The organism is Streptomyces lavendulae subsp. lavendulae (assembly GCF_002803845.1).
Lineage (GTDB): Bacteria > Actinomycetota > Actinomycetes > Streptomycetales > Streptomycetaceae > Streptomyces > Streptomyces lavendulae.
In genome coordinates this window covers 229,312-254,990 of the sequence record NZ_CP024985.1, presented here as the reverse complement: position 1 = coordinate 254,990, position 25,679 = coordinate 229,312, and the positions used below count along the sequence as shown (strand labels likewise).

Below are 25,679 nucleotides of genomic sequence, written 5' to 3'. Positions count from 1 at the left end.
CCCCTTCGACCGAGTGGCGCCGAAAGGAACTCCGCGATGCGAAAAGCCCCCTTCCATGCCCGGACCCGCACGCACCCCTCGGCTCATGCCGAGGGCAAGGGCGCCTGCTCGCCGTTCGTACGCCTGCACGACAACGTGGCGCTGGCCGTCGACCGCAAACTCGGCTGGCAGCATCTGCCGACGCCGCTCGGCCTGCTGACCCTCATGGGCCTGCGCGACAACCTGCGCCGCAAGAACCTGCACGACACCAACGGGTACCCCGCACAGGGAGTGCCCGACATCGAGCCGCCGGCCGCGCGGCACCTCACCGAGCGCACCGCCGACGGCTCCTACAACGACCTCGACAACCCGCGCATGGGCATGGCGCACTCCCGCTTCGGCCGCAACGTCCCGCCGGACGTGACCTTTCCCGAGCCGGAGCCGCAGATTCTCACTCCGAGCCCGCGTGAGGTCAGCCGTACGCTCCTCACCCGGGACGAGTTCATCCCGGCCACGTCCGTCAACGCCCTGGTCGCCGCATGGCTCCAGTTCATGATCCGCGACTGGGTCAGCCACGGACAGGGTGCCATCGACGACCCCTGGCGGATCGAACTGGAGGACGGCGACCCCTGGCCGACCCAGCCGATGCTCGTACCCCGGACCCTGCCTGACACCACCCGCACCGAAGACGGGGACGGCCTGCCGCCGACGTACATCAACGAGAACTCGCACTGGTGGGACGCCTCCCAGCTCTACGGGAGCGACCTCGCGACCCAACGGCGGATGCGCTCGGGCGAGAAGGGCAAACTCAAAGCGCCCCGCGACGGCATGCTGTTCGCGGACGCCCCGGAGCTGGATCCCGCGAACACTCCGGGTTTCTGGCTGGGCCTGCTGATGATGCACCACGTGTTCGCCCTGGAGCACAACGCCATCTGCGACCGGCTGAGCCGTGAGTTCCCCGCCTGGTCGGACGAACAGTTCTTTCAGCGGGCGCGCCTGATCAACGCCGCGCTCATCGCCAAGATCCACACCGTGGAGTGGACCCCCGCCGTCATCAGCCACCCGACGACCGTCACCGCACTGCGCGCCAACTGGTACGGCCTGCTCGGCGAACGAGTGCAACGGCTACTCGGCCGGATCAGCGGGAACGAGCTGCTCAGCGGCATCGTGGGCGGCAACACCGAGCACTTCGGCGTCCCTTACTCCCTCACCGAAGAGTTCGTGGCGGTCTACCGCATGCATCCGCTGGTGCCCGACGACTGGAGCTTCCGCTCGGCCGCGGACGACTCGCTGCTTCAGGAGACCAATTTCAGGGAGCTGACCGGCCGGCGCGCGTACGAGGTGTTCGCCAACCACGGCCTGCCGGACCTGTTCTACTCCTTCGGTACCTCGCACCCCGGCCTGGTGACCTTGCACAACTACCCGAAGTTCCTCCAGGAGTACCAGCGTCCGGACGAGAAACTCATGGACCTGGCGGCCGTCGACGTGCTGCGGATCCGCGAGATGGGCGTGCCCAGGTACAACGAGTTCCGGCGCCGGCTCCACCTGGAGCCCGCTGCCGACTTCGCCACACTGACGGACAACCCGGTCTGGGCCGAGGAGATGCGCCGGATCTACGACGACGACATCGAAGGTGTCGACCTGATGGTGGGAATGTACGCAGAGCCCCGGCCCAAGGGCTTCGCCTTCAGCGACACGGCCTTCCGGATCTTCGTCCTGATGGCCTCGCGCCGGCTCAACAGCGACCGGTTCCTGACGAGGGACTACACACCACAGGTGTACACGCAGGCCGGCCTGGACTGGATCGAGAACAACGGCATGACCAGCGTGATGCTGCGCCATTTTCCGGAACTGCGCTCGCCCATGCGGGCCGTGGACAACGCCTTCACCCCCTGGAACACGCTGCATCCAGTGACGTGATCGCCATATAGGCACACTTCAGGCTGGGAACGGTGGGTCCGCGGCCAAGGCGGGTGCGCTGAGTGGGTCCTGCGCAGCCTCGTGTAGGGCGCGCATCATTACGAATCGTGTTCAGGTGACTACTTTGCCTGCATGGCGAATGCTCAGGCGAGGGTGAAGCTGCGAGACGTGCCGGGCTGGGCAGTGTGGTTGTGCCTGTTCGGGCTTGCCGCCGGGCTCTTCATGATCCTCTGGTATGCGGCGGATCCACCCTTCCGCGCCAGACCCTCGCAGGATGGCGAACTGCTGCTGCAGTTCCCGACGAACGCGGATACGGCCCGCGCCATCGTGAAGGAGGCAGGCGGGTCCAAGCTCTTCCAGGACGGCCTGGTGCTGGACTGGCGCTGGTTCATTCCCGGGTACGGAGCGGCTCTCGCCGGGGCTTTCGGACTCGGGTACCTGTTCCTCTACCGGAAGTCCACGCGCCTGTGGGCCCGGCGCGCGCTCTTTCTCACCCCTGTGGTGGTGGCGGCGGACTGCGTGGAGAACATCTTCCTCTGGAAGGCGCTGGACCGGATCAAGGCCGACCCGGACGGTCCCGTACTGCCCTGGGCCGGCGTCCTGCCGACGGCCTCGGAGCGTGATCTGGAGCGGAATCTGCAGTGGGCGACCTACTTCGCCCAGGTGAAGTGGGCACTCGTCATCCCGCTGGTGGCGGCGGCCGCGGTGGTCGTCGTCACCCTCTACTGCCGCCGTGTGCAGGACCCCTCCCTCCTGCAGAGCGGCCGGGAGGACCATCCCCGCCCCGTCGTGGCCCACACCAATCGGCCCGCCGGCGAGACGGAGAGCCAGCGCAGCCACCCCGACGTGATCCTTCCGCCCGCCGCGCCCCACGACTGGGAGCCCCGACCCGAGTGGACCGCCCCGGACCCGGCAAAACCGCACCAGGCCCAGGCGCAGGACCCCGCCGACAAGACGGCCACCCGCTGGCGCACGCGTGCCTACCAGCCGCCCGGTCGACAGCCTGCCGAGGTTGGCTTCTGCGTTTCCGGCGGCGGTATCCGGTCGGCCTCGATCACCCTGGGCGCGCTCCAGGCGCTGCGCGGGCAGCTACTCCAGGCGGACTATCTGGTGGCGGTGTCCGGCGGTGGGTACACGGCCGGCGCCCTTCAGCTGGCCCTGACCGGTGCCCGACTCAGGGACGCGGACGGGAACCCTTCGGTGCGGCCCGGTCTTGCGGAGCCCGCCGACGCGTTCTTGCCGGGCAGCCAGGAGGAGGACCACATCCGCCGCCACGCCAAGTACCTGGCCGACACGCCCAAGGAGAGGATGCACGCCGTGGGGGCGGTGCTGCGGGGCATGGCCGTTTCCTTCGGCATGCTGGCGCTGCTCTTCGCCGTGGCGGGCCAGTTCCTGAACGTGTTCTACTCTCACCTTCCGCTGACCGACCTGCGCCGCTTCATGCCGCAGGCGAAGGCGTTCGCGCCGACGTGTGAGGTTCCGGACGTCCCGAAGTGTCCCGGGTCCACCCAGATGTTCCTGCCGTCCCTTGAGTGGTATCCGAACGCCTGGCACCCGGTTCTCGCCCTGTTCGGCCTGGCGGGCCTGGTGTCCGTGGGGGCCGCCTTCGTCGGGGCGGGGACGATGAAGTCCCGCCCCGCCTGGCTGCGCAGCATCGTGAACACGATCGTGGCCATGGCCCTGGTGGTCGCCCTCATCGCCGTCGTCCTTCCGGCGGTGATCTGGTTCTTCGCCTGGCTGGCGCTCGAACAGGGGGTGGTGCAGAACGACGGCAGCGGACTGTCGGCGCTCGCCGCGCTCACGGCGGTGGCGACTGCGGTCGGTACCTGGTTCACCGTCGTCCACAAGACCGTGAAGGAGGTGAGGCCGGACGGGGAAAAGGCCGGCTTGTTCGGCAAGAGCGGGCCGTCCCTCGTCGTTCAGGTCGGCACCGGCTGGATGAAGGTCGTGGTGTGCTGGCTGGTGCTGCTCCTGGTCGCGTTCTTCTACCTCGCCCTCATGTCCTGGGCCGCCGTGTACGCCGACAGCTGGGACATCTGGTGGAAGGCCGGAATCCCCATCGCCCTGATCGTGCTGGCGTTCGTGATCGACCAGACCACCTTCAGCCTGCACCCCTTCTACCGACAGCGGCTCGCGGGTGCCTTCGCCGTCCGGCGCGCGGTGTTGAAGGACGGCTCGGTGGGCGCCCTGCCGTACGACTACAACCACGAGCCGACCCCGCTGCACCCCTACGCGCAGCGAGTGGCGGGCTTCCCCCAGGTCGTCTTCGCCGCCTCGGCCGCGATTTCGCTGCGCAACCGCACCGCCCCCGGGCGCCCCGCCGTGCCCTTCACCTTCGCCTCCGACTACTGCGGCGGCCCCGACACGGGCTGGGTCCGCACCGACACCCTGCAGAACACGGCCCCCGCGCTGATCGGACGCGATCTGACCGTGCAGTCGGCCATCGCCGTGTCAGGAGCGGCCTTCGCCTCCGCGATGGGCACTCAGACGATGTTCATGGAGCGGCTGCTCGCCCTTTCCAACGTGCGGCTGGGCACCTGGGTCCCCAACCCGCTCTACCTCGCGGAACTGGCGAAGTACGGGCCCTGCCGGATCATGCCGCGACTGCCACGGGTACGCCGGCTGCGCTACCAGCTCCAGGAACTGGTGGGCTGGTACTCGGACACCACTCCCTTGCTCCTGTGCACGGACGGCGGGCACTTCGACAATCTCGGTCTGGTCGAAACGCTCCGGCTCCGCTGCCGGACGATCTACGTCATCGACTCCTCGGGGGACACGCCACCGCTGGCCACCACCCTCGCGCAGGCGGTCACGCTCGCCTACGAAGACCTCGGAGTGAAGATCACTTTCGAGGAGGAGGGGCAGAACCTGCTGGACCTGGTACCCGGCAGCGCCAGACCGCTTCCGCCCGAGACGCCGATGGCCGCGCTGAACGCCCGGTTCTCCGCCAGCTGCGTGGTGCGCGGCACGATCGAGTACCCCGAGCCGGTCGAGTTCTCGCCCGGCACGCCCGCCGACACGAAGGGGACGATCGTCTTCGTGAAGGCCAGTCTGACCCGCGAGATGCCGTACGAGCTGCTCAGTTACGCCCTCAGGGAGAAGGCCTTCCCCCGCCAGGCCACCTTTGACCAGTGGTTCGACCATGCCCAGTTCGACGCCTACCGGGAGCTTGGACACTACATCGGCACCCAGGCCAAGGAAGCGATTTCTGCCGGGTGACGGGCGAGATCCCGTCCAGGGTTCGGGCCCGCCGGCCGCTCCCCGGCGGAACGGGTCAGGTGGCGCGGGAGGAGCGGTAGGAGAGGGTGGGCCGGGGATCCAAGAAGCGGCCGGAGGTGGAGAACGCGGAGGCGCCGAACCCCTCCGGCCGCACGTCGACGGCGGGGAACTCCTTGCAGGCGGTCTGCGGCTGGGCGGTGGAACCGTCGAACCGGCAGGCGAGGCCCGTGAGCCTGATGGTGATGAAGTCCGCGATCTGGGCTCCGAACTCGATCGGCCTCCCGCCGATGGTGATGTCCCCGACGGCGAAACCCTTGTCCTGGGGCACTTCGTAGACGGCGCGGACACGGTGTTCCGAGTCGCCCCTCACATAGGTCCAGTAGCTCCGGGGATCGGAGCCGTCCGGGGTCTCCCAGCCGTCCGTCGACAGGTCGTCGAAGTACAGTCCCACCGGGTCCGCGAGGCTGATGTCGGCCCTCTGACGGGCCAGGGCGTTGACTCCCGCGCCGATGTGGGGATCACTGTTGCGCTCCGCGGCCCCGTACTTGCTGCAATTGACGAGCTCCTGCTCCGTGCTCAACTCCTGGCCGTTGACGACGCGTCGGATGGTGGCTGCGGCAGCCAGCTCGATCTCCGCGCCCAGAGTGTTGTTCGCCTGAATCAGGTGCATGGCGCCGTGGCTCGTGGAGTCGTTCCACTTGTTGCGCGGCTGGTACCTGCCGCTGGGCGAGAACAGATCCTCCTTCCGCACGTCCGGACTGATGAAGGCGCGGTAGAGGTCGACCACCTTGTCCGGGTTCGTGTGGGCCAGGACTTCCCAATACTCGGGGCCTTCACAGGTGAACGTCACCCGGGTGATCTTTCCCGAGCCGTCGCGGGTGACGCTCCACTCGCAGTATTCGTCCTGGACGTCGCGGCTGGCGTCGGCGCGCTGCCATCGCTGGAGATCGCCAACAGAAGTGATCTTGATGATGCGGGGGAAGGAGGTCCACGTGATGGAGACGCGCTGCACGTCCGAGGCCGTGTCCGTGCCGGTCAGGTTGTAGAACTGCGGTCTCGGGCTGTCGTTCAGTACCTGACGGGGATCGGGGCCCTGAATGGCCTCGTCGACCGTGTCGGAGATGAACTTGTTCCAGGCCTTGCGGCCGAAGTCATCCAGATCGTCGAGGTTGCCGGGAGGCCCGTACGCATCGAGTGTGGCCATGGCGCTCGTTCTCCTTGCTGGTGAAGGCGGAAAGGGCGGAACAATGCGGTCGCTGGCGCCGCTGAAGCCGATGCCGTTCCGGCTGATGGGGGCGGGGCGGCTTCAGGTCAGCTCCGTGACGGTGCCGTCCTCGCGCATCGCCAGTGGTGGCGCACCGGGGGGAATGTTGGTGACCGGCATGGTGAGCTCGAACTCATGCAGTTTCATGCGGCGAAACTGCCGACGCCGCGACTCGGCCAACCGGACGTAGTCGTCGAATCCGGATGCGGTCTGGACCCGTTGGGTGACCTTGCGCAGATAGGCGTCGACCCGTTGTCCGAACACTGATGGCCAGGCGTCTTCGGGTACTTGCCAGTGCGCGGCGAAGCGGGCTTCGGGACTGTCGGCGGGCAGGTTCCGTGTGCGCGCGGCGTCCAAGATGGCCCGGGTGACCTCTTCACCCAACTCCGCGGCCTTGGTGGGAGTGGTCGGCACGTACCGCATGAGGAGACTGCGGGCTGGACTGAAGACCGGGTTGGGAAAGTCCACCATCAGCGCGCAGGCGGCGAACCTGGCGGAGATGAGTCCCTTGCGGACCATCTGCCGGACCACCTCGTTGTCCTCGTGGGCGGCCTCGGGGACAACGAAGGCGAAAAACGTGTCACCTGGCTGGGAGAAGCCGCTGAACTTCTCCTCCAGCCCGAAACCGAACCGCGTCAGGCCGGCCAGGTACGCGGCGGCCGGTGCCCTGGGCGGAGCAGCCTGCGTGAACAGTCGAAGGTCGTCGAACAGGAGGTCCTGGTTCAGCCAGAACCCCGAGGGCAGCGTCAGCTCGCCACTGTCCGCAGTGATGGTGCTGCTCTGCCGGTCTGTACTGGTGAGGTTGACCGTGGTGTTGGTGAACAGGTGGCGCAGCAGCCGGTCGGGGTGGTCCACCACGCCGTTCGCGGTCACCGCGGCTAGGCGGGCAGCCGTCCACCGGGTGACGAGAAACCGGACGGTGAGTTCCAGCCGCTCGGCTCCGATGACTTGTTGGAACAGCTGGTCTTGGCGGAGAGGGTCATCCTCGGCGAGCCGGATCGTGGCCCGCTCCGACTGCCAGTTGAGCCAGGGGATCCTCAGTTCCTTCATCACGGCGCTGCCGTTGACATGGCTGTCGAAGCAGCCCTTGCCCCGGGAGTCGGGCTCCAGCGAGTGCCAGGAGTTGCCCGCCCACACCCAGCTCGATTCGAAACGGGCATAGAAATTGAAGACCTTTGCTGCGGAATCCCACCCCGCGACCTGGAGAAATCCTCGCTCGGGGTCGCCGCCGGCCTGGGTGCTGACCAGAAGGTCCACCTGATTGCCTTCCACGGCGGTGGTCATCGCGAACCGCATGTCGCGCTCGCCGAGGGCACCCGGTGAGATTTGCCCGGCCTCACTGACCAGGTACACCTTGCGTGAGGCGGCTGCCGTGGCGGGGAGTTCGGACAGCAGTTCCTGCACGGTGGTCGGAAACCTGCCCGCGCGGAAGAACGTAACCGCCATCGGGTCGCCCAACTCCGCCAGTTCCTCATCCCTGACGGGCCGAGCCCGATCGTCACGGCCGCTGATCCTGCGGTACAGCCGGCCTGGCTCCAGCGCGGTGGAACCTGGTCCGCAGGCGCCATCGGCGATGTCAGGCTCCGGCGGGAAGTGACCGGATGAATCGGGCAAGGCAACCGAGACGCGGGCGGCGTCGCCCTCCTCGACGGCAGTTCCGCTCATCCAGGCGGTCGCCCGCCGCAGTTGTGCGTGGTCGGGCATGGCCAGTCCGCTCCCACAAGGTGTCATGCTTCCAGTGGCACCAAAAGCCAATGTGCACATACGTACCCGGGCATGCCGCCCCATTCCGGCGGCAGCCGCAGATCCACTCCCATGGCCGTACTCAAGAACACCCTCGCCTGCCGGTCAGGCGGCCGACGAGGGTGCTGTGGGGCCTGGTGCGGGTGGTGTTCAGAACGTGATGGTCCGTCCCTCGCGCGCGCCTTCTCTCGCGGTGTAGGCGACGCCGTGGACTTTGATGCCGTCCGGGTTGACGAGGGTGATGGTGCCGCCCTGGTTGTCGAGATGGAATCCGTTGCCGCCTGGGACGGTGAGGGTGCCGCCGGGCTGGAGCGTGCCGGCGGGGAGCGGCAGGGTGTGCTGGTTGAGGTCGGTGAGCCGCCAACCTTGAAGGTCGACCGGCGTCGGCGAGACGTTCAGCACGGTGACGGCTTCGGGCGCGGGGCCGGAGGGATGGACCAGTGCGGCCATGATCCGCAGGGGCTCGTCGCGGTCGCCGGAGCGGAGCGGTGCGGTGTCGAGGGGGTGACCGGTTTGGTCGGCGGTGTGCCAGGCCTGGGACTGGAAGGCCAGGAAGATCGCGATCCAGCGGTTTTCGGCGGGGAGGTGCACGAACAAGGCGCCGTCCTGCCAGACGCCGTTGTCGGAGTGGAACCGGCCGCTGTTGCCCTGGTTCATGTGGATGTCGTGTACGCCGTTGCCGGGCCGGAAGCCGAACACCTTGTCCGGGATGTTCTTCTCGGGGCCGAACCGCTGACCGAAGACGTAGACGGCGGCGGTCGGGTCGGCGATGGCACGCTGCACGTAGTGGTCGAGCAGGTCGGCCAGGTCGTTGTCGGCGCCCTCGACATCGGGCGGGAGCATGCGCATCGCGGCGGGGTCGAACAGGTTGCCGCGGATGAAGTCCAGGCTGGCCTTGCCCGCTTGTGACACGAGGGCCGTCCATCCGCTGCCTGCCGGCGGGAGCAGCTCGGTCACGGGATGGCGGAAATCGTCGTCGGCCAGGTACAGGAGCTCGGAGGGCGCCTGCTGTGACTCCACGTTGACGGCGGCCCGGTAGTGGGTGCCGGCGTTGTCGGTGAGGTGGATCTGGTAGTGCGGAGTATCTCTGGATCCCTCCCGGCGCCGGTCGACGGCGCGGGCGGCCAGGACACCATAACCTTTTAGCGGCATGGGTCATCCTCTGGATTCCGGTGTGGAGCGGCGCGGCCGGGGTGTGGGCGTTGGGCGAGCCGGGGCAGCCCTGCCGACTGCTCATCCTCCTCGCCGTTATCCCCCGACCACGCCCCGGCGGGACACCGAATCACCCAATGTTCACCCGCCTGCCCTGCGGCCGACGAACGGGCCGGTACCTCCCCGCAGCGCTGCGGCGCCCGGCTGACAAGCGTAGATTTGGTGGTGCGCCCGGCTGGAGGGAGACGATCCCATGGACACAGCCATCCGCATCGAGGTACTGCCCGCGCGATTGGGCGACTGTCTGCTCGTGGAGTGCGCGCGCGGCAGCGGGCCGCCTTGGCGCATGCTCGTCGACGGCGGCCCTCCGGGCACCTGGCCCCGGCTCGAAAAGAGGCTGAGCCGGCTCGAACCCGACGAGCGGCACATTGACGTCGCGGTGGTGACCCACATCGACAGCGACCACATAGGCGGCATGCTCCCGTTCCTGCGGAGCGAGTACGCCGAAGACGTCGGCGACTACTGGTTCAACGGCCCCCCGCACCTGCCCGCAGAGGGCAGGGTGGAGGGCAGCGTTGCCCAGGGGGAGAGCCTGGTGGCGGCGTTGCTCGGGGTATCCGCCGGCCCCGTACTCCCGTGGAACCGAGCGTTCGGCGGCGGTCCCATCGACACCGGGGACGAGTTCGGGTTCATCGAGGTGCCGGTCCCGGACGGGCCGCACATCACCGTGCTCTCACCGACCAACGAGCGCCTGGTGATGCTGGAGCGCGAGTGGTCCGAAACCATCGACCATGCCCGGCGTGGCTGGCAGGCCGACATGAGGCCCGACGTCCTGGAGCCCCTCGGTGATCTGGCCGCCGTCGCCGCCCACGAGACGACCGATGACACGACGGCTCCGAACGGGAGCAGCATCGCGCTGCTGATCGAGCACCATGGCGCCCGCGCCGTGCTCGGGGCCGACGCGTTCGGCGCCGTGCTCGGGGGAGGCCTGAAAGGGGTGGCCGACCACCGCGGCCTGCGGGCCTTGGAGGTGGACGCCTTCAAACTTCCCCACCACGCCAGCCGGCGGAACGTGACCGAGGCCCTGCTCGAAGTCGCTCCTGCCCGGCACTACCTCGTATCCACCAACGGTGACACCTACCACCATCCCGATGACGAGGCACTCGCCCGCGTCGTATTGTCCGCACCGGACGGCCCGACGCTGTGGTTCAACTACCGGACGCAGCGCACCGCCCGGTGGGCTGATCCGGAGCTGTGCGAGCGATACGGGTACTCCGCGCGCTTCCCCGCGGACCCGGAGACCGGCGCGGTCCTTGAATTACCGGCGACGGCGTGACACTTCACCGCGACCTCGCCGCCGAGGTGCGGTGAGGGGCGCAGCGCTGGCAGCGGCCACGACCGCCATCCTGCATGAGGGCGCCCGAACAGCCGCGCGCCGTGGGTGTTGATCCGCTGCGCCGTCCGGCCGCTCCCGCGGGATGTCGCCGCGGCTCCGCCCCCGGACCGTGTTCCGCTGGCCGCAGTCCACGTCTACCGTCATCGAAAGATGGTGCCCGGTGTACCGAGCCCGTTTCCTCGCCGTGGCCGCGCCGTCCCCGCCTGTGGCTGCGCTCCCCACGGCCCTGCCCCGCAGTCCGGTTGCGAGGCATGCGGTGCAGAGTAGCGTCGGAAGTGTTCAACGCTGCTTGATTCTGGAGGTAGGCGATGTACCTTCGACGACTGCGGCGCCGTATACCGCATCGGCTTGTTTTGTTTGGCAACGGCCGCTTGATTCGAGGCTTCAGCGGGGAACTCTACGACGGTCACGGGTACCAGTCCTGACACAGCCCGCCACGTCGAACTCGGCCTGCTGCAGAGTACCTGCGGCAGGCCGAGTTTGGGGTGTGAGGTGACAGAAGAGACCGATGCCCTGGAGGCCATGACGCGGATGCTGTCACCGCACTGCCGTGTCACCGGGATGTCCAACGGTGCTCTGATTTCCGACTGGAGGCGGCGGACGCGTTTTCTCGGCATGACGGCGACGGACGTCGAGAAGTTCATCGTGGGAAGCGCTGAGGAGCGCGCCGAGCTCGTCACCGATCTCATCCGCACCGGATGCGCGACGGCTTGCCGAAAGGCGTACTCGGACGCCGAGGTCGGGCTCTGGCTGCGCGGAGTGCATCTCTCGATCCGGACCGTCGGGTTCGGGCGCGTCCTTCGGCTCCTGTCCTTGGCGGCCCCGGTGTGCGCACGTGCAGACCTCCCTTCAGCGGAGGAGGTGGCGCGGCTGAAACGAGCACTGCGCACACATGGCCGCAGAAGCTGGTTCGTCAACGACGACTGCAAGGCCGAGGCCGTGACCGCGTTCGTCCTTCTGCGGCGGTGCGGCCTCGATGCCGTGCTTCACGTCGGTGTCCGCGAGCACCCGTTCGCCCTGCATGCCTGGAGCTCCTCGGCGGGCGTGTGCATCCCTGATGCAGATCCGCGCGGACACGGGTTCACGCCGGTTCTCTCGATCAGTTGTGGCGGCCGGTGACATGCAAGCACTCCGCCTTGACTGGGCCGGGGGCGCACCCAGGCTCCGGGCGGCCGAGGCCATGGCGCGGCACGGACTGGTGACGACGGTCTCCTCACGGGCCGGCACCGCCGTGGTCGTCGGCTGGGTCGGCTCGGCCCGTGACCGTGTGGCGGGCGCACGCGGGCTCCTGGACGCAGTTGGGCGACCGGGAGCCACACCCCGTCTGCCGATCGGCGACTACGCGGCTGTCCTGGTGTACCCCGATCGCATCGTGCTGATGCGCGACTGTCATGCGCGCATTCCCCTGTTCTTCAGGGAGTCCGGTGGGCGTGTGAGCGCGGTGAGTACGTCGGCGCGCTGTCTGGGCGACTTCGAAAGGCTGGAACACGGCTACTTCTGCCGGTACCTGACCGGGAACCTGGCGCAACCGCATTCGGGACTCACCCCGTTCTCCGGTGTGCACCGGATTCTCGGCGGCGAGGTCGTGGAACTTTCGGTCACGGGGCAGATGCGCGGTCGGGTGCGCGGACGCGTCGGTGAAGCCGACGCCCTGCGGGAATCGACGGCGGACGGGCTCCGTCTCAGCGGGGCCGGGAAGAACCTGCGCCTCGCACTGGAGAGCGCCGTCGGGCGGCGAGTGGGCCGAATGACGGTATGTCATGTCTCGGGCGGCACCGACTCCACCAGCATCGCGTTGCTCGCAGCACGCCTGCTGGGTAGGGGGCAGGGCCGCGGTGAGGACCTCGCCCTGTTGGCCGGGCGCTTCGACACAGGGGAGCTGGCCGGGGAGCGGTCGTACCTCGAAGAGGCCATGAAGGAGATTCGCCGTCATGCACCTGCAGCCCGCCCGGTGATGGTGGACGCCGGCGACGTGGCTGACTTCGACGACTTCGAACACCACGCCGGAGACGCGGACGAGCCTCATGCGCACGCCTTTCGCGCCCCGTTCTGGAGCAGGCTCCACGGCGCCGCGGCGGAACTCGGCTGTGACATCCTCATGACCGGCTGCGGGGCCGACCCGATCGTGGACGCCAACCCCCTCCACCTGCACAAACTGGCCCGCACAGGGCAGCTCCGGCAGATGACGAAGCAGGCACGCGCCTGGGCCGCGGGAACCGAGCGCGGCGTGCGCGACGTCGTCTACGACTACGTCATGCGGCCATCCCTCCCGCTGGCAGCGGAGCGAATCACAGCACTCGTCCACCGCGGAACCGTGCTGGGTGGCCTCGGAAGCTTCGCCCGCCCCCGTTGGCTGCGATCGGGATTCGCAGCGGCCCACGGCTACCGTGAGGCAAGTATCGCGGAGAGCCGCTTCGTGTTCGGACGCAGGCCGGAACAGTCGTTCCTCGACGCGGCCAATTACCTTGCCGCTCCCGACTCCGTGTCCTGGCACCGGGCACGGCAGGACGGATTCTTCCTCTCGCACCCCTTCCTCGACCGGGAGGTCACCGCCACGATGCGCAGCCTCCCCGTTGCAGCCACGTTCCATCCGGGCCGTCCGAAGGCCGTTCTGCGCGAGGCCATGGAAGATCTGCTCCCCTCCCGGATCCGCGACCGAGCCGTGAAGGTGCCCTTCGACCAGCTCTACGCCCGCGGCTTGAGGAAACACGGCGATGAACTCATCGACCTCTGCCGCTCCGCGAGGCATCCGCTGGTCGAGGAGATGTTCGACGTCGAGGTGCTGTGCCGGGCAGTGAGGGAGGCACAGCTCGGCGTGGGGAACGCAGAATCCTGGGATCGCATGAACAGCTCACTTGCCCTGGTGGCGTGGCTGGACGGATTGGCGGCCCCACGCCCCCGCGCGCCCGGTGCGCCGGTCATTGACGGCTCTTGCTCTTGATGTCCCACAGTGATCGCTGGATCGGGCCCGTCAGGGCATCGACGAGGCCGTATCGGTCTCTTACCGCGCGGACTTCCGCTTCGCGGGGTTCACGATTTTCGTCGCCCTTCTTTGTGATGGATGCGGACACTTCTGCGCCGTGCGTGCCGAATTTCCAATAGATGGATACGGAGCGGGGATCCATCGTACGTTCGTCGATTGAATTGTTTTGATGCACCCTGCCGACGTAAATGAGGGAGTCGAATTCCTTCTGCCTCTTCACCCACTGGGGCACGTTGCCACCCTTCCAGGAGTAGCTTTTAAAAGCAACTGAATCCAGGCCGAGTCGATCTTTGCGCGCGAGGCTCGCGGTGGCGTAAAAGGCCACTTGGTCGTACTGCGTGTCGATAGGAAGTCGCACGAGCGTTCGAATGGCGACCGAGTCGCTCGCCTCGATGTAGCCTCCAGGGGCCATCCAGGGCTGCGCCGCCAACAGTTGGCCGTCCTGATGTTCTTCCCTGCGGGAGAGCGGGCTTCTCTCTTGGTACTCCTTCCACTTCTGGGCGTCATCACGCCATTTCTGCCGGAGCCGGTCATGCTCGATCACCTTCACCTTTTGCCCCATGGCGTGGAACTCGGCGCCCATGATGTAGAAGCCCACCTCGCTGTGGTTTTCGAGCGTAATGTCGACCGGTACGGCGAATGACTTGCCGTCCATGTTCAATTCGGGCTGCCCCATGGTCAACTTGATGGCAGGCCTGGCGCCGTGCTGGGATGGCTGATAGAGGTTTTGATAGCCGAAATTGGCGATCGCGAATACGGAGGAGGCGATGACTGCCGTGGCCACCCGCTTCGGAGCCGGGATCTTGCTCAATGTCCGCCACACCGCGAAGACGGTCCATGCGGAGCCCGCCGTGAGCAGGCCAAACAGGGTCTTGTAGAACAGAGAGTCCGAGTTCGAGATCTCGAATAGGACCATGGCATTGGTCAGCAATGCTGCGACCGTTCCGACCAGCGCAACCATTCCGGAGTAGGGGAAGATCTTCCAGAACCAGTGGTCCATGACCGCGGCGCTGCCCAGGAGTGAGATGGCCGAGGCCGCGATGAGGCCGGCGCCCGTGATGCGACCCACGAAGGTCAGGGCCTCGTCGAGGTCCTCGAAGCCGAACAGACCCAGGTAGAACGCCGTCAGGAGGAGGACCGGCAGGATCAATACCGCGGTGGTCTGTGACTGCTGGGTTCTCCTCGATACCCGTCGCGCCCGCAGGCGTGAGCTGGTTCCGGACCTGGGTGGAGTCCTCACCTGTCGCACCTGCAGGCGCGAGCCAGGTCTGGACTTGGGCGGAGTGCTCATGTGATCACTTCCCGAGACTGCAGGGTATTCGTGGTGCTCCGGATGCTTCGATGGTGACTGAGACCGGTACGGTGTCGCCCTCCCGCGCCGTTCCAAGCGGTCCGGCGCTGCTCAGAGGGTTCGAGCATCATCGTCCGTGCCGATCCGTGGGATCACCATTCGGATGCAAGCATGCAGCCGATGAACGGCTACGCAATGTCGTGGCCAGGGCCAACGTCGCCTGATGAGCATGGCCTCGGTGGGACGCACCCCGTCGAGAACGACTCACTCCCATCCTTTGCAAGGGCGCGGGCTGCGGTTCAGGCCGCGGCGCGGAAGACAAACGCCGTCATCGGGGCGGTGACCGGCCCCGGGCCCAGCCGGGCCGTCATCTCCTCGGTGACGGTGGCGCGGACGGCCGGTCCGTCGCCGCGTTCCTCGACGGCCGCGCGCACCGGTGTTCCGGTGAGGTATCCGGTGGCGAGGTCGGCGGTCGACGCGGCCCAGCCCTGAAGTGTCAGCTCCTGCTCCTCCTCGACGGCGAACCCGGCGGCTGCCAGATCAGCGGCCACGACAGCGGGGTCGGCGTAGCCGTGCGGAACCGTCCGGAAGAACTGCGGTGGGTCGACCGGAAAGGCCCGCTCCAGCCCGGCCTGCAGCGCGAATTCGAAGGCGTGCGCCCCAAGCGAGCCCCAGGTGTTGAACAGGAACCGGCCGCCCGGAGCGAGGACCCGGCGGACCTCGGCGAAGGCCCCGATGCGGTCAGGAAAGAACATCACACCAAACTGGCAGGCCACCAGGTCAAAGCCCCCGTCCGGGAACGGCAGCCGCTGCGCGTCGGCCTGCCGCCATACTGCGCCCGGTGATCGAGCCGACCCGAAAGCGACCATGGCCTCGTTCAGGTCGGTGGCCGTCACCTTGGCGGACGGTGCCGCCACGAGCAGGGCAGACGTAAAGACTCCAGTCCCTGCAGCCAGTTCGAGGATTCGCCGAGGGCGGAGTGCCGCCGCCCTGGCAGCCAGGTCCCCGGCGAAAGGCTGGAAGACCACCGGCACGAGGTACTGCTCATAGGCCGCCGGCATGGACTCGGACCACCGTCGGTCGGCATTGATTCCCGCCACCCTCATAACAGTAGCGTCGCGTTAGAAAACCTCTTCCCCGCCGCGCCGCCGTGCCCTGGAGCTTGCCCCGCCTGACGACCAAACAGGGCAAAGATTCTCTGACGCGGCACTAGGGTCCGTCTTCAAATTGATCTTGCCCAGAGCAGAAGTGATGCGAGTGTGACCGCTGCTTCGTAGGAGGCGGCGGTTTTCTCGTAGCGGGTGGCGATGCCGCGGAAGCCTTTGAGTTGGTTGAAGCAGCGTTCGACGGTGTTGCGGCGGCGGTAGATCTTGCTATGACATGGTCCGGTCGGCAGCGGGGCCGGCGGGGGCCGGTGCGGGGTACTCGGATGCGTTCGGGCAGAGGCCTCGCGCAGACGCCGTCATGCCGTTGCCCCGGGGTCAGCAGGACGGCCAGGGGCCGACCGCGGCCGTCGCAGGCGAGATGGATTTTGGCAGTCAGGCCTCCTCGGGATCGGCCGAGGGCGTGATCGTCCGGTTCGTCCGTCCGGTGCTTCCCCCTTTTTCGGCCGGTGGCGGCGGCGTGCTGGTGGGCGCGGACAATGGTGGAGTCGATCTGGACCAGCCAATCGATGTCACCGGCTGCGTCGGCCTGGGCCTGGATCTGCTGCAGTGCCCGGGTGAACACACCGTCGATGGCATAGCGGCGGAAGCGCGTGTAGACCGACTTCCACGGGCCGTAACGTTCCGGCAGGTCACGCCAGGAAACCCCGGTCCGGATCTTGTAGACCATCCCGTTGATCACCCGACGGTCCTCCGCCCGAGGCCGGCCCCTGCCCGCACTCGGTATCAGCGGAGCCAGCAACTCCCACTCGACATCAGTCAGTTCATGGCGACGAATCACGAAAACATGATCCACCAACGAACGATCTTTCGAAGACGCACCCTAGTTCGTTCGGTGGCTTGCGCGGGTGGTGTGTGAGGGCAGTTGGTCCTGGCTTCGGGGGAAACCAGGACCGGGGCGGGGCCGGCTCGGGAACGGCCTCGCGAGGGATACGCCCGTTTCAACGACGCCGGCTCAGTGCGGCAATGCCGCCATGCGGGGGAAAGCTGGGCGGGTCTCACCGGGGCAGGACGGCGCGTATGGTCTTGCCGCCGGACGGCCAGCGGGTGACCGACGTGGCACGGGCGAGGCGGTTGACCGTGGGCCAGCCGAAACCCCCGGTGCCGCCGTTCAGATCGGGGGTGCACATCCGCGGCGTCTGCGGGCTGGATCGGCAATGCCCGCTGGAGCCCGCGTGGTGCTTGCGCCTTGGGCTGTGGCGGGTAATCCAGTGACGGCCCCACGGCGCCTGTCCGGGTCGTTGTTCGAGGCCGATTACCTGATCGGCGAGCGCATGGAAATCTGTGTCGGCCGGAGTAGACATTGGGTGGTGGTGTGGTTATGGTTTCTCCCGTAGCCAAGAAGGACCGCAGGGCCTGGCAGAGACGAACTGCCGGGCAGCAGTACACGCAGTTGCAGTTCGCAGGACGGTGCGGTGACGGAGTTTCGAAGCCAGGGTTGTTGCAGGACGGCGACGGGACTGGTGACCGGACCGGGTGGCCCGCAGTGATCAGGGGCCGCCGTGAGCAGTACCGCAGTTGCAGTACCCGTAGTAGGTGCAGTTGGCAGTACCCAGCAGTGAGATCAGTGAGTGGTACCTCGGTGAAGGCGTCGGCTGCGGGCGCGCGCACCGGGAGGTTCGGCGGTGGGGTTCTAAGCCAGAGCAGATGCAGGATGGGCGACGGGGCTGGCTGCCGAAGTGGCGCTGTGAGAGGCCACCAGCAGTACAAAGCGGTTCGCAGTAGCGGCAGTACCAGCAGTTCGCAGTATCAGCAGTACGCAGTTCCCGTTTGGTAAGTGATTGATCCAGAGGGAAGAACGGAGGAGCCGAGCGCCATCAGGATCGCCCGGGCGAGCAGTACGGAGCCCGGGTACCGCAGGACATCGATAGTGAGGTGGTCTCCGGTCACGCATCCGCGATCCCCGCACCCCCGACAGCATCCAGGTCGGGTAGGCGGAAACAGAAGGCCGGCGCAGCATCAGGGCCGGCAGATGGTGTAGCAGTTCCTTCGGGGCCCGGGTGCCAGTACGGCACCCGGGCCCCTCCACGCGTTCCACAGAGAGCTGCAATGACAGCAGCGACACGTACGGCCGTCTCGATGACGACGACTACCCCGCCTACACCATGGGCCGGGCCGCAGAAATGCTCGGCACCACCCAAGGCTTCCTCCGCGCCATCGGAGAGGCCTGCCTCATCACCCCGCTCCGATCCGCCGGCGGACACCGCCGCTACTCCCGCTACCAGCTGCGCATCGCCGCCCGCGCCCGGGAACTCGTCGACCAGGGCACCCCCGTCGAGGCCGCCTGCCGCATCGTCATCCTCGAAGACCAGCTCGAAGAAGCCCAGCACCTCAACGTCGGATACCGCCGCGCCGCCGAATCAGCGAATCCGACGGCCGCAGCCTGAGCGCCTTCCGGCCTTCAGCGGATATGCGCGCAACTGGCCAAGCCGCGACGTGTACAGCTTTGCTGTGGTGACAGCATGTGCGGACGTGTACCGTCTGCGTCAGCTGTCGTGGTTCGGAAGTTCCCTTTGCCCACGCCTCGGCGTGGGCGTTTTGCTGTGCTGTGCCGCAGGAACCAGGGCGATCACCTCCGCTTTCCGCATGTCGTGGAAGGCGTTCATCGACTGGAAGGCATGAGACATGGCTACGGGAACTGTGAAGTGGTTCAACGCGGAGAAGGGCTTTGGCTTCATCGCCCAGGACGGCGGCGGCCCCGACGTCTTCGCCCACTATTCCGCGATCAACTCCTCGGGCTTCCGCGAGCTGCAGGAGGGCCAGGCCGTGACGTTCGACGTCACCCAGGGCCAGAAGGGCCCCCAGGCGGAGAACATCACCCCCGCCTGACCCCGGATACGGCAATGGCCGCACGGAGGACTCCGTGCGGCCATTGCCGGCAACCCCCCGCAGAGTCATCGGCTCACGCTCACCTGCTCGCCGCGATCGTCGAGCTTGGCGGGTGGCTGGAGCTCTCAGCTACCTGATAACGGGCGCTTCAGGGGCGCGGTCACCCCAGAAGGCTGCGCGGTCAGCGCCGCCTGCCGCCGATGCGGCGGTCGTCGGCGAGTGCGGTCAGCGGGCCGAACTCGCGGGCAAGCTGGTTCCACGTCAGAACCTCGCCACAGCGGGCCGGGAACTCCTTCGGGTTGAACTCGGGCATGGTCCAGGTGCCAGTGCCCCGGTCCCGCAGCCACAGGTCCCCTTCACCGTCGACCACAGTCGGCGGGACCGGTACGGGCTCGGCCTGATCGGTGGGCTCCCAGGTGACCCGGCCCGGGTGGGAAACGCGGCGCAGCTCGGTGGTGGCCAGCCGCGCGGCCAAGTCCCGGGTGGACTCTTCGGCGTCCTTGACCGACGCGAGTCGGAATGCGTCGTCAAGTACGGGCAGGGCTGGATTCTTGCTGCGCTTTGAACTCATACGGTAACTACCTCCGGTGGGGGGCGTCACATCCGTTATGGCACCCCGTAGTGGAACACGGTATCCGAGGCGGGAGTCGGGCCGGCTACGACCACTGTCCAGGTGGAGGGGCTGGCACACCGGGCGGTGGGGCTAGGTGGTGAGCTGGTCCTGGACGTGGCGCAACCCGTGGTGGTAGCGCTCAGATATGGCGGTCCGGGTCTGAGAAGGTGAGGCCGCCGGGGCGAGCGGACGTCGGGCCGGGGCGGGTGCCTTTCAGGTGCCGTGGTCCATTCGGTGTGTGCGGTGATGATGCGTCGTGCCCGTTCCGGCGGCCGGCCGAGCGGTCGACCGGGGAGGATCGGGCGGGCCGGAGGCCACCAGGCTTGTTCGGTGGGCCTGATCCACAGCTCGCCGATGGAGGCGTGGCGGGGCCGCGTGACCCTGTACGCGACGCCGTTGGCGATGTCCTCGGGGGCGAGGAACTCGACCACCCCGAGGAGAGGAGTAATCATCTCGTCCTGGATCACGGGCCTGTTGTGCAGGGCCAGTTCGGTGTGCACACCACCGGGCTCCAGGACACCGACGCGGACGTGCCGCTGGGTGACTTCCTGGCTCAGGGACTCGGCGAAGCCGTTCACCCCGAACTTGGTGAGGTTTTAGACGCCGAGGCCGTTCATCGCGACGCGGCCAGTGACACAGCTGATGTCGGCGACCCGGCGCGGCCCGTCCTCCGCGGCCTTGAGCAGGTGCGGGAGGGCGACGCGGGTGGTGTAGAGCAGGCCCTGGACATTAACGGCGATCATGCGCTCCCACTCCTCGGCGTCCGCGCCGACGACGGGACCCAGCAGCATCAGGCCGGGATTGTTCACCGGAGTGTCCAGCCGGCCGAAGCGCTCGACAGTCTGCTCCACTGCAGCCTCGGCTTGGATGCGGTCGGTGATGTCGGCTTCCACCACCGTCGCGGTGCCGCCAGCCTTCTCGATCTCGGCGGCGGTGCTGTCCAGACGGTCTCGCGCCGGGCCACCAGCGCCACGGCCGCACCGTGCCCGGCGAGCTGGCCTCCACGCGGCGACGGCCTGTCGCACAGCGGCCAGACCCAAGTTCGGTCTCTCGGGTTCGGAACCGCGGTGGGAGAGACAGTGATGGTCCGGTGCTGCACCGCCGAGCAGATGCGGCACTTCACGGACTCCGTCACCGAGATGGTCGATCGAGGCCGCGCGCTCAGACAGCTGTACGCCCACCAGGAGGAGCCCCCGCACCGCACCCGGTGCGCGAGGATGACCAGCGGGCGCATCAACCCCATCAGCCCCGCCTGCACCACGGGCGAGAGGCTGGCCGCTGAGCGCACCGTGATGCTGAGACCCCAGAGCACCCTGCTGCGGACGCTGGGCACCGACCGTGCGGTGCACTGCCGGTGGCAGTGCGGCGGTTGCTGGTAGTTGAAGGGCGCTCGTTGGCCTCGCGTCCCTGCCGGAGCGGCAGTGTCTGCTCCGGCAGGGGCGCTGGCATCATCGACCCGTGATGCGAGGCTTTCCGTAGTGTGTGGCCGGCTCAGTACCAGCCGATGATGTCCACGTCCATGCCAGGGTTCGGGCCGCTTCCCACAGGCTTGTCTGTGTCGTCGGTGAGTGTTTCGAAAGCGAGCTGCGGTTCGCCGGTTGCGCCGTTCGCCTTGAGGAACCAGCCGCTGCCGTTGTAGATCAGCGTCTTGGTTCCGTCTGGGCTGGTCGCCTGCCCGCCTCGCTCAGGGTGCACAGGGGCGGGCCGCTTGACGACCTTGCCGTCGGCTGTGAGGTCCCACAGGAGTTCGCTTCTGCCGCCGAAGAAACTTCCCTGGTCCAGGGTCGCTTCCTCGGTGAGCTGGTCGGGTGACGAGGGATCGGCCGAGTACACCTTCTCGTCATTGGCCAGGGCGAAGATCCTCTTGCCGTCAGCACTGAAGCGGGGCTGGCGGTAGGCGCGCTTACCGCCGTTGAAGGTGGGCTTGCCGCCGATCTTCACGCCTGGGGTCTCGTCGTACGCAGAGGTGATCGTAGAGCCGGTGAAGCTGCCCACGAACAGGTCGCCGTCCTTGACCCAGGCGTGCCGCTTCCAGTCCGGCGAGAAGCTGTAGCGCTTCCACGGGTTCTTCTCGGAGTACTGCGGCAGCGTCGTACTGAAGGTCTCCTTGCCCGTCGACGGATCGTAGAAGGCCAGCAGGGTGAGGTTGCCGCTGGTGAGTGAGCCGAGGCCCTTGGCGACTGGCGCGTCCAGCGTCTTCTTTCCGTCCGGCGTCGAGGTTGCCTGGGTGGACTGCGGCGCCTGTCCGGCTTGGGGATTGTCCGATGATCCTCCTGCGCCACAGGCGGTGGCACCCATGGCCAACAGCGATACCACGGCGGCGGAGCGCAGCCCCGTTCGCCACGGCACGCCCGGCTTGCTTAATGAAAACAACATTCACTTCCTCCGTCGTTTTGCGGCCTTGTCTCGCCGCTCGGCCCTTGGCAGGACCCTTGAGGGTGGATTCCGGCGCCTTCCCGCTCCAGGTGGCCGGATGCCTTTTCCGGCCGCAGAACGTCGTGGTGCCGATGGTGCGGACTGGAGCGGCGTTTCAGGCTGCCCTGCGTGTCTTTCGCGCCATGGGGGCGGGGAAACGCTTGCTGTGTCATGCGGTCACGGGGCCGGGGGGTAGCTCGGCGGTGGCGGATAGTGGGGCGTTCGATCGGGCCTGGACAGCGCCAGCCGCAGCAGGGCGGCGACAGCCCCAGGTCCCACGGCCATAGCCGCAAAGACGACGGGCATCCACCGAGGTGAGATCGCATCATTGTTCCTGTACGCCTCGGCGGCGTCGCTTGTCATGACCCCTGAGGGCCGCTCGTCATCCGATGCGTAGTCTCCCGTGTGCTGTACTCCGTAGTAGGCCGCGAACGCGACGGTCAGGATCGAGACGCACAGCACGATCCCGAGCCAAAGGCGTCGCGCGGACGGGTTCCGCATGGGGATCAGGGCAAGTAACAGCCACGGAACAGCTAGAAAGACAAGAGCGGTCAGAGCCATGTGTTCCCCAAATTCACTTAGTTGCAAGGGAGTTGCACAGTCCCCATACTGCGGTAGTTCTCGTCGTGATGCATCGCGATGGGACACCGCATGTGGAGCGGCAGGTGGGCTTCGCCGCGCGCACCTCCCGCCTCCCTGTGTGTGGACCCGCCGCTGAAGCTGGAGTTCATCGCGCGCAGGAGGTCCTCGATGAGCAGCAAGCGGAAGGTGGGGCCGGTTGAGTTCAGGGCGTGTTGCCGGTGGGGACTGCTTTGCCGTTCATGACCCACAGACCGAGGTTGTGCCATTTCTGGGTCTGCGGTTGAAAGAGCTTGTTCTCGACGGCCCGCTTGATGAGAACGCCGCCTGGGCGGCCGTCCGGGTACATGCCGACTGCGGAGATCTCCAGCTTCACGGGGACGGTACGGGGGCCCGAATAGACGGGGGTCACCTGGTAGCGCACGACCTGCCCGGCGTCCACGGCTTTCTTGACCTCGCCTTCCAGGGCCTTCATGTCGTTGGCGAATCCTTCGTCGCCCTTGACCTGGGCATTGGCGGCTCGGCTGCAGGTGACTAGATTGTCCAGATCTTCGCCACTGCCGGTGAGCTGCTTGCCGAGCAGGTGGCAATTGTTGATGCGCTGGGGAATGTCCTTTATGCGAAGGTAGCCGGCAGTGGCCGTTGCCCAGTTGTAGCCCGGAGGCCTGACCGCTGCCGTCGTCGGGCTGCCCCGCTGCGCGTGGGCCGTCAGGTAGGCCGTGTCGAGGCAGGCGTTCATGGCCGTGGCGCGGGATCCGTGTGCGACGTCGCGCGTACCGAGGTCGAGCCAGCCTGCGCCGTTTCGCCGGCAGTCAGCCCGGTCGGGCTTGTTCACCGTGAAATCGTCAGCCAGGTCCTTCGCGTTCCGGTCCAAGATTTCACGCGCCTGGACCACGACGTTGCGGGCGGCGACGACCTCGCTGCGAAACCTGGGAAGACCTACGGCCACCGTCTTGATGGCGTCTTGCACCTTGTCCGCCTTGCGAACGGCAGTGATGACGGTGCTGAAGTTGGCGGCCGCCAGCAGGCACGGCTTTATTTTTTCCTTTCCGGGTGCGCTGAGGCACTTTTCGATGTCCTTGACGCCGAGGAGTTCGAGGAGGATTCCCGCCCCGTTCTGCGCGAGCCATTCCATGAGCTTCGTGTCGGCCAGGATGCTGGCCTGACGGTATTGCCGAACATAGTCGTCACCGCGCAACTCCCGCAGGGTGTCCTCGTCCCTCACCGCCTGCAGGGCCTCGGACGGGCCGCCCCGGTACTGCCAGTTGTCTCCGCTGGTCCGTTCGAAGACCGCCGAGCGGTCGGGGGACAGGCCGTAGAGGTGTTCGCCGCTGACGGCGAAGGCGGCGCCGGGGGTGCCGATCTCGGTCCAGTGGTCGGGTGTGCCGTTGTACTGGTAGAGGTGGCCGGTGTCGGGGCGGGTGGCGAACAGACCGGCTCCGCCGGCGTACAGCTGATCGGCGGGTCCGCCGATCTTCGTCCAGTCGGTGCCTTGACCGCTCCATTCGAAGACCGCCGAGCGGTCGGGGGACAGGCCGTAGAGGTGTTCGTCGCTGACGGCGAAGGCGGCGCCGGGGGTGCCGATCTCGGTCCAGTGGTCGGGTGTGCCGTTGTACTGGTAGAGGTGGCCGGTGTCGGGGCGGGTGGCGAACAGACCGGCGCCGCCGGCGTACAGCTGATCGGCGGGTCCGCCGATCTTCGTCCAGTCGGTGCCTTGACCGCTCCATTCGAAGACCGCCGAGCGGTCGGAGGACAGGCGATAGAGGTGATCACCCGTAACCTCGAGATCGGCGGAGGCGTCTCCGATCTGACTCCAACGGCCGATTTCGCCGTCGTAGCGATAGATGGCGCCGGTATCAGGATGGCGAGCGAAGACTCCGAGCCGCCCTGCGTGCACGGACTCTGCGGGTCCGCCGATCTTCGTCCAGTGGTTGTCACCCTCGTGCTTCCATACGCTGCCGTGATCAGGCGCGAGCGCGTAGAGATCGCCCTTGGCTGTCACGGACAGTTCAGGACCGGCGATGTCAGATAGAGCCCCCCGTACGGAGCTTGGAGATCCCGCTTCCGGCACGGATTCAGCCTCTGCTCCGTCCTGCGCTTCTGACCCCATTCCCGGCGGCGCAGACTGCGGCTCCGGGCTGGGGTCCGCCGCTTGAGGCACCGGCGCGCCGGGGGCCGATGGCGCGCCGAGGGCCGTCCAGTCCGCGCCCTGGCCGCTCCATCGGTGGACGCTGTTGCCATCGGATGCGAGACCGTAGAGGCGAGTGCTGCCGACGGCGAACGCCTTGCCCGCGTTTCCGATCTCGGTCCAGGTATCGGCCCGCCTGTCGTATTTGTGGAGTTTGTCGTCGGGGCTGGTGGCGAAGAGCCCTGCTCCGCCGGCGTGGAGATCTTGGGCGGGTCCGCCGACTTTGGTCCAGTCGGTGCCCTTCCCGTTCCATTCGTAGACGGCGGTGCGGTCGGGGTTCAGGCCGTAGAGGTGGTCGCTGGTGACGGCGAAGTCGGCGCCCGCCCCGCCGATCTCGCTCCAGGTGTCCGGCTGCCCGTTGTACTTGTGCAGCTTGCCGTCGGGGCTGGTGGCGAAGAGCCCTGCTCCGCCGGCTTCGAGGTCTTGGGCGGGTCCGCCGATCCTGGTCCAGTCGGTGCCGGTGCCGTTCCATTCGTAGACGGCGCTGCGGTCGGGGTTCAGGCCGTAGAGGTGGTCGCCGGTGACGGCGAAGTCGGCGCCCGCCCCGCCGATCTGAGACCAGTCGCCGGGCTGCCCGTTGTACTTGTTCAGTGCTCCGCTGCCGAGGCTGGTGGCGAAGAGTCCCGCTCCGCCGACGTAGAGGTCTTGGGCGGGTCCGCCGACCTTGGTCCAGTCGGTGCCCTTTCCGTTCCAGCGGTAGACGGCAGTGTGGTCGGCGGCGAGCGCGTACAGCTGGTCGTCAGCGGTCGCCGTCACCGACACCAGGGTGATGGGGGCGGCCGGGGCGGGGTCCGCGGAGGCGGGGGCGGCCGAGAGCAGGCCGGCCGTGATCGCGCCGGCGAGCAGGACACCGATGCGCCGCAGGCGCGCCGGTGGCGTGCCGGGTCCGGGCTTCGTTCGGTTACGGGAAAGGAGGTGGGCCACAGGAGACGCTCCAGGGAATTT

The 25,679-nt window shown here is 67.5% G+C and carries 18 protein-coding genes and 1 pseudogene; 8 read left to right on the top strand and 11 right to left on the bottom strand.

From position 1 onward, the window contains the following. Window positions 1–36: 36 nt before the first annotated feature. Complete coding sequence (locus SLAV_RS01155) at window positions 37–1,899, top strand: peroxidase family protein (protein WP_078950730.1); 1,863 nt, start codon at window positions 37–39, stop codon at window positions 1,897–1,899. Window positions 1,900–2,031: 132 nt separating this feature from the next. Next, window positions 2,032–5,118: a patatin-like phospholipase family protein gene (locus SLAV_RS01150; protein WP_078950731.1), complete on the top strand. Its 3,087-nt coding sequence runs from the start codon at window positions 2,032–2,034 to the stop codon at window positions 5,116–5,118. A 55-nt stretch (window positions 5,119–5,173) separates the two neighbouring features. Here the strand turns inward: SLAV_RS01150 and SLAV_RS01145 are convergent, their stop codons facing one another. From SLAV_RS01145 to SLAV_RS01135, 3 genes are all read right to left on the bottom strand, one after another. Then, on the bottom strand, window positions 5,174–6,322 hold the full coding sequence (locus tag SLAV_RS01145) for a DUF8225 domain-containing protein (protein ID WP_030241080.1): 1,149 nt from the start codon (window positions 6,320–6,322) through the stop codon (window positions 5,174–5,176). A gap of 102 nt (window positions 6,323–6,424) precedes the next feature. After that, window positions 6,425–8,086 (bottom strand): hypothetical protein, encoded by a 1,662-nt coding sequence (locus SLAV_RS01140; RefSeq protein ID WP_051841515.1) that lies wholly within the window; start codon window positions 8,084–8,086, stop codon window positions 6,425–6,427. A 189-nt stretch (window positions 8,087–8,275) separates the two neighbouring features. Continuing rightward, on the bottom strand, window positions 8,276–9,277 hold the full coding sequence (locus SLAV_RS01135; RefSeq protein WP_030241086.1) for a DUF2278 family protein: 1,002 nt from the start codon (window positions 9,275–9,277) through the stop codon (window positions 8,276–8,278). Window positions 9,278–9,530: 253 nt separating this feature from the next. Between SLAV_RS01135 and SLAV_RS01130 the strand changes: the two genes are divergently transcribed. The 3 genes from SLAV_RS01130 (at window position 9,531) to SLAV_RS01120 (ending at window position 13,614) form a co-directional block, all read left to right on the top strand. Continuing rightward, on the top strand, window positions 9,531–10,613 hold the full coding sequence (locus SLAV_RS01130) for an MBL fold metallo-hydrolase (protein ID WP_030241089.1): 1,083 nt from the start codon (window positions 9,531–9,533) through the stop codon (window positions 10,611–10,613). A 552-nt stretch (window positions 10,614–11,165) separates the two neighbouring features. Further along, entirely contained in the window at window positions 11,166–11,792 is a 627-nt protein-coding gene (locus SLAV_RS40605; protein ID WP_030241091.1) for a lasso peptide biosynthesis B2 protein, read from the top strand. Between the two features lies 1 nt (window position 11,793). Next, complete coding sequence (locus tag SLAV_RS01120; RefSeq protein ID WP_030241094.1) at window positions 11,794–13,614, top strand: asparagine synthase-related protein; 1,821 nt, start codon at window positions 11,794–11,796, stop codon at window positions 13,612–13,614. Here the strand turns inward: SLAV_RS01120 and SLAV_RS01115 are convergent. The 4 genes and pseudogenes from SLAV_RS01115 to SLAV_RS42025 form a co-directional block, all read right to left on the bottom strand. Then, window positions 13,592–14,806 carry a hypothetical protein gene (locus tag SLAV_RS01115; protein ID WP_234333952.1) on the bottom strand — a complete coding sequence of 405 codons (1,215 nt, stop codon included), beginning with the start codon at window positions 14,804–14,806 and terminating at the stop codon, window positions 13,592–13,594. The two genes, SLAV_RS01120 and SLAV_RS01115, sit on opposite strands and share 23 nt — an antisense overlap. 440 nt (window positions 14,807–15,246) lie before the next feature. Then, entirely contained in the window at window positions 15,247–16,053 is an 807-nt protein-coding gene (locus tag SLAV_RS01110; protein ID WP_244225227.1) for a class I SAM-dependent methyltransferase, read from the bottom strand. A gap of 116 nt (window positions 16,054–16,169) precedes the next feature. After that, window positions 16,170–16,888 (bottom strand): annotated as a pseudogene (locus SLAV_RS01105) (IS5 family transposase). Window positions 16,889–17,108: 220 nt separating this feature from the next. Further along, on the bottom strand, window positions 17,109–17,240 hold the full coding sequence (locus SLAV_RS42025) for an ATP-binding protein (protein ID WP_394298644.1): 132 nt from the start codon (window positions 17,238–17,240) through the stop codon (window positions 17,109–17,111). Window positions 17,241–18,215: 975 nt separating this feature from the next. Here SLAV_RS42025 and SLAV_RS01095 point away from each other — a divergent pair. Then, entirely contained in the window at window positions 18,216–18,497 is a 282-nt protein-coding gene (locus tag SLAV_RS01095) for a MerR family transcriptional regulator (RefSeq protein ID WP_100660743.1), read from the top strand. A 238-nt stretch (window positions 18,498–18,735) separates the two neighbouring features. After that, a complete protein-coding gene (locus tag SLAV_RS01090) occupies window positions 18,736–18,939 on the top strand; it encodes a cold-shock protein (RefSeq protein WP_030242128.1) in 204 nt (67 codons plus the stop codon). Window positions 18,940–19,120: 181 nt separating this feature from the next. On the opposite strand, the gene SLAV_RS01085 is transcribed toward SLAV_RS01090, so the two are convergent. Both SLAV_RS01085 and SLAV_RS41695 read right to left on the bottom strand, forming a co-directional pair. Beyond that, on the bottom strand, window positions 19,121–19,510 hold the full coding sequence (locus SLAV_RS01085; RefSeq protein WP_030242126.1) for a hypothetical protein: 390 nt from the start codon (window positions 19,508–19,510) through the stop codon (window positions 19,121–19,123). A gap of 638 nt (window positions 19,511–20,148) precedes the next feature. Beyond that, complete coding sequence (locus tag SLAV_RS41695) at window positions 20,149–20,448, bottom strand: SDR family NAD(P)-dependent oxidoreductase (protein WP_391471547.1); 300 nt, start codon at window positions 20,446–20,448, stop codon at window positions 20,149–20,151. 171 nt (window positions 20,449–20,619) lie between these two features. On the opposite strand from SLAV_RS41695, the gene SLAV_RS01075 reads away from it, so the two are divergent. Further along, entirely contained in the window at window positions 20,620–20,931 is a 312-nt protein-coding gene (locus SLAV_RS01075; protein WP_158741071.1) for a hypothetical protein, read from the top strand. A gap of 112 nt (window positions 20,932–21,043) precedes the next feature. Here the strand turns inward: SLAV_RS01075 and SLAV_RS01070 are convergent, their stop codons facing one another. Further along, window positions 21,044–21,928 carry a PQQ-like beta-propeller repeat protein gene (locus tag SLAV_RS01070; protein ID WP_158741069.1) on the bottom strand — a complete coding sequence of 295 codons (885 nt, stop codon included), beginning with the start codon at window positions 21,926–21,928 and terminating at the stop codon, window positions 21,044–21,046. 823 nt (window positions 21,929–22,751) lie between these two features. Further along, the gene (locus SLAV_RS01055; protein ID WP_100660740.1) at window positions 22,752–25,658 is read right to left on the bottom strand and encodes a DNA/RNA non-specific endonuclease; all 2,907 of its coding nucleotides are present in this window, start codon (window positions 25,656–25,658) and stop codon (window positions 22,752–22,754) included. Window positions 25,659–25,679 lie beyond the last annotated feature (21 nt).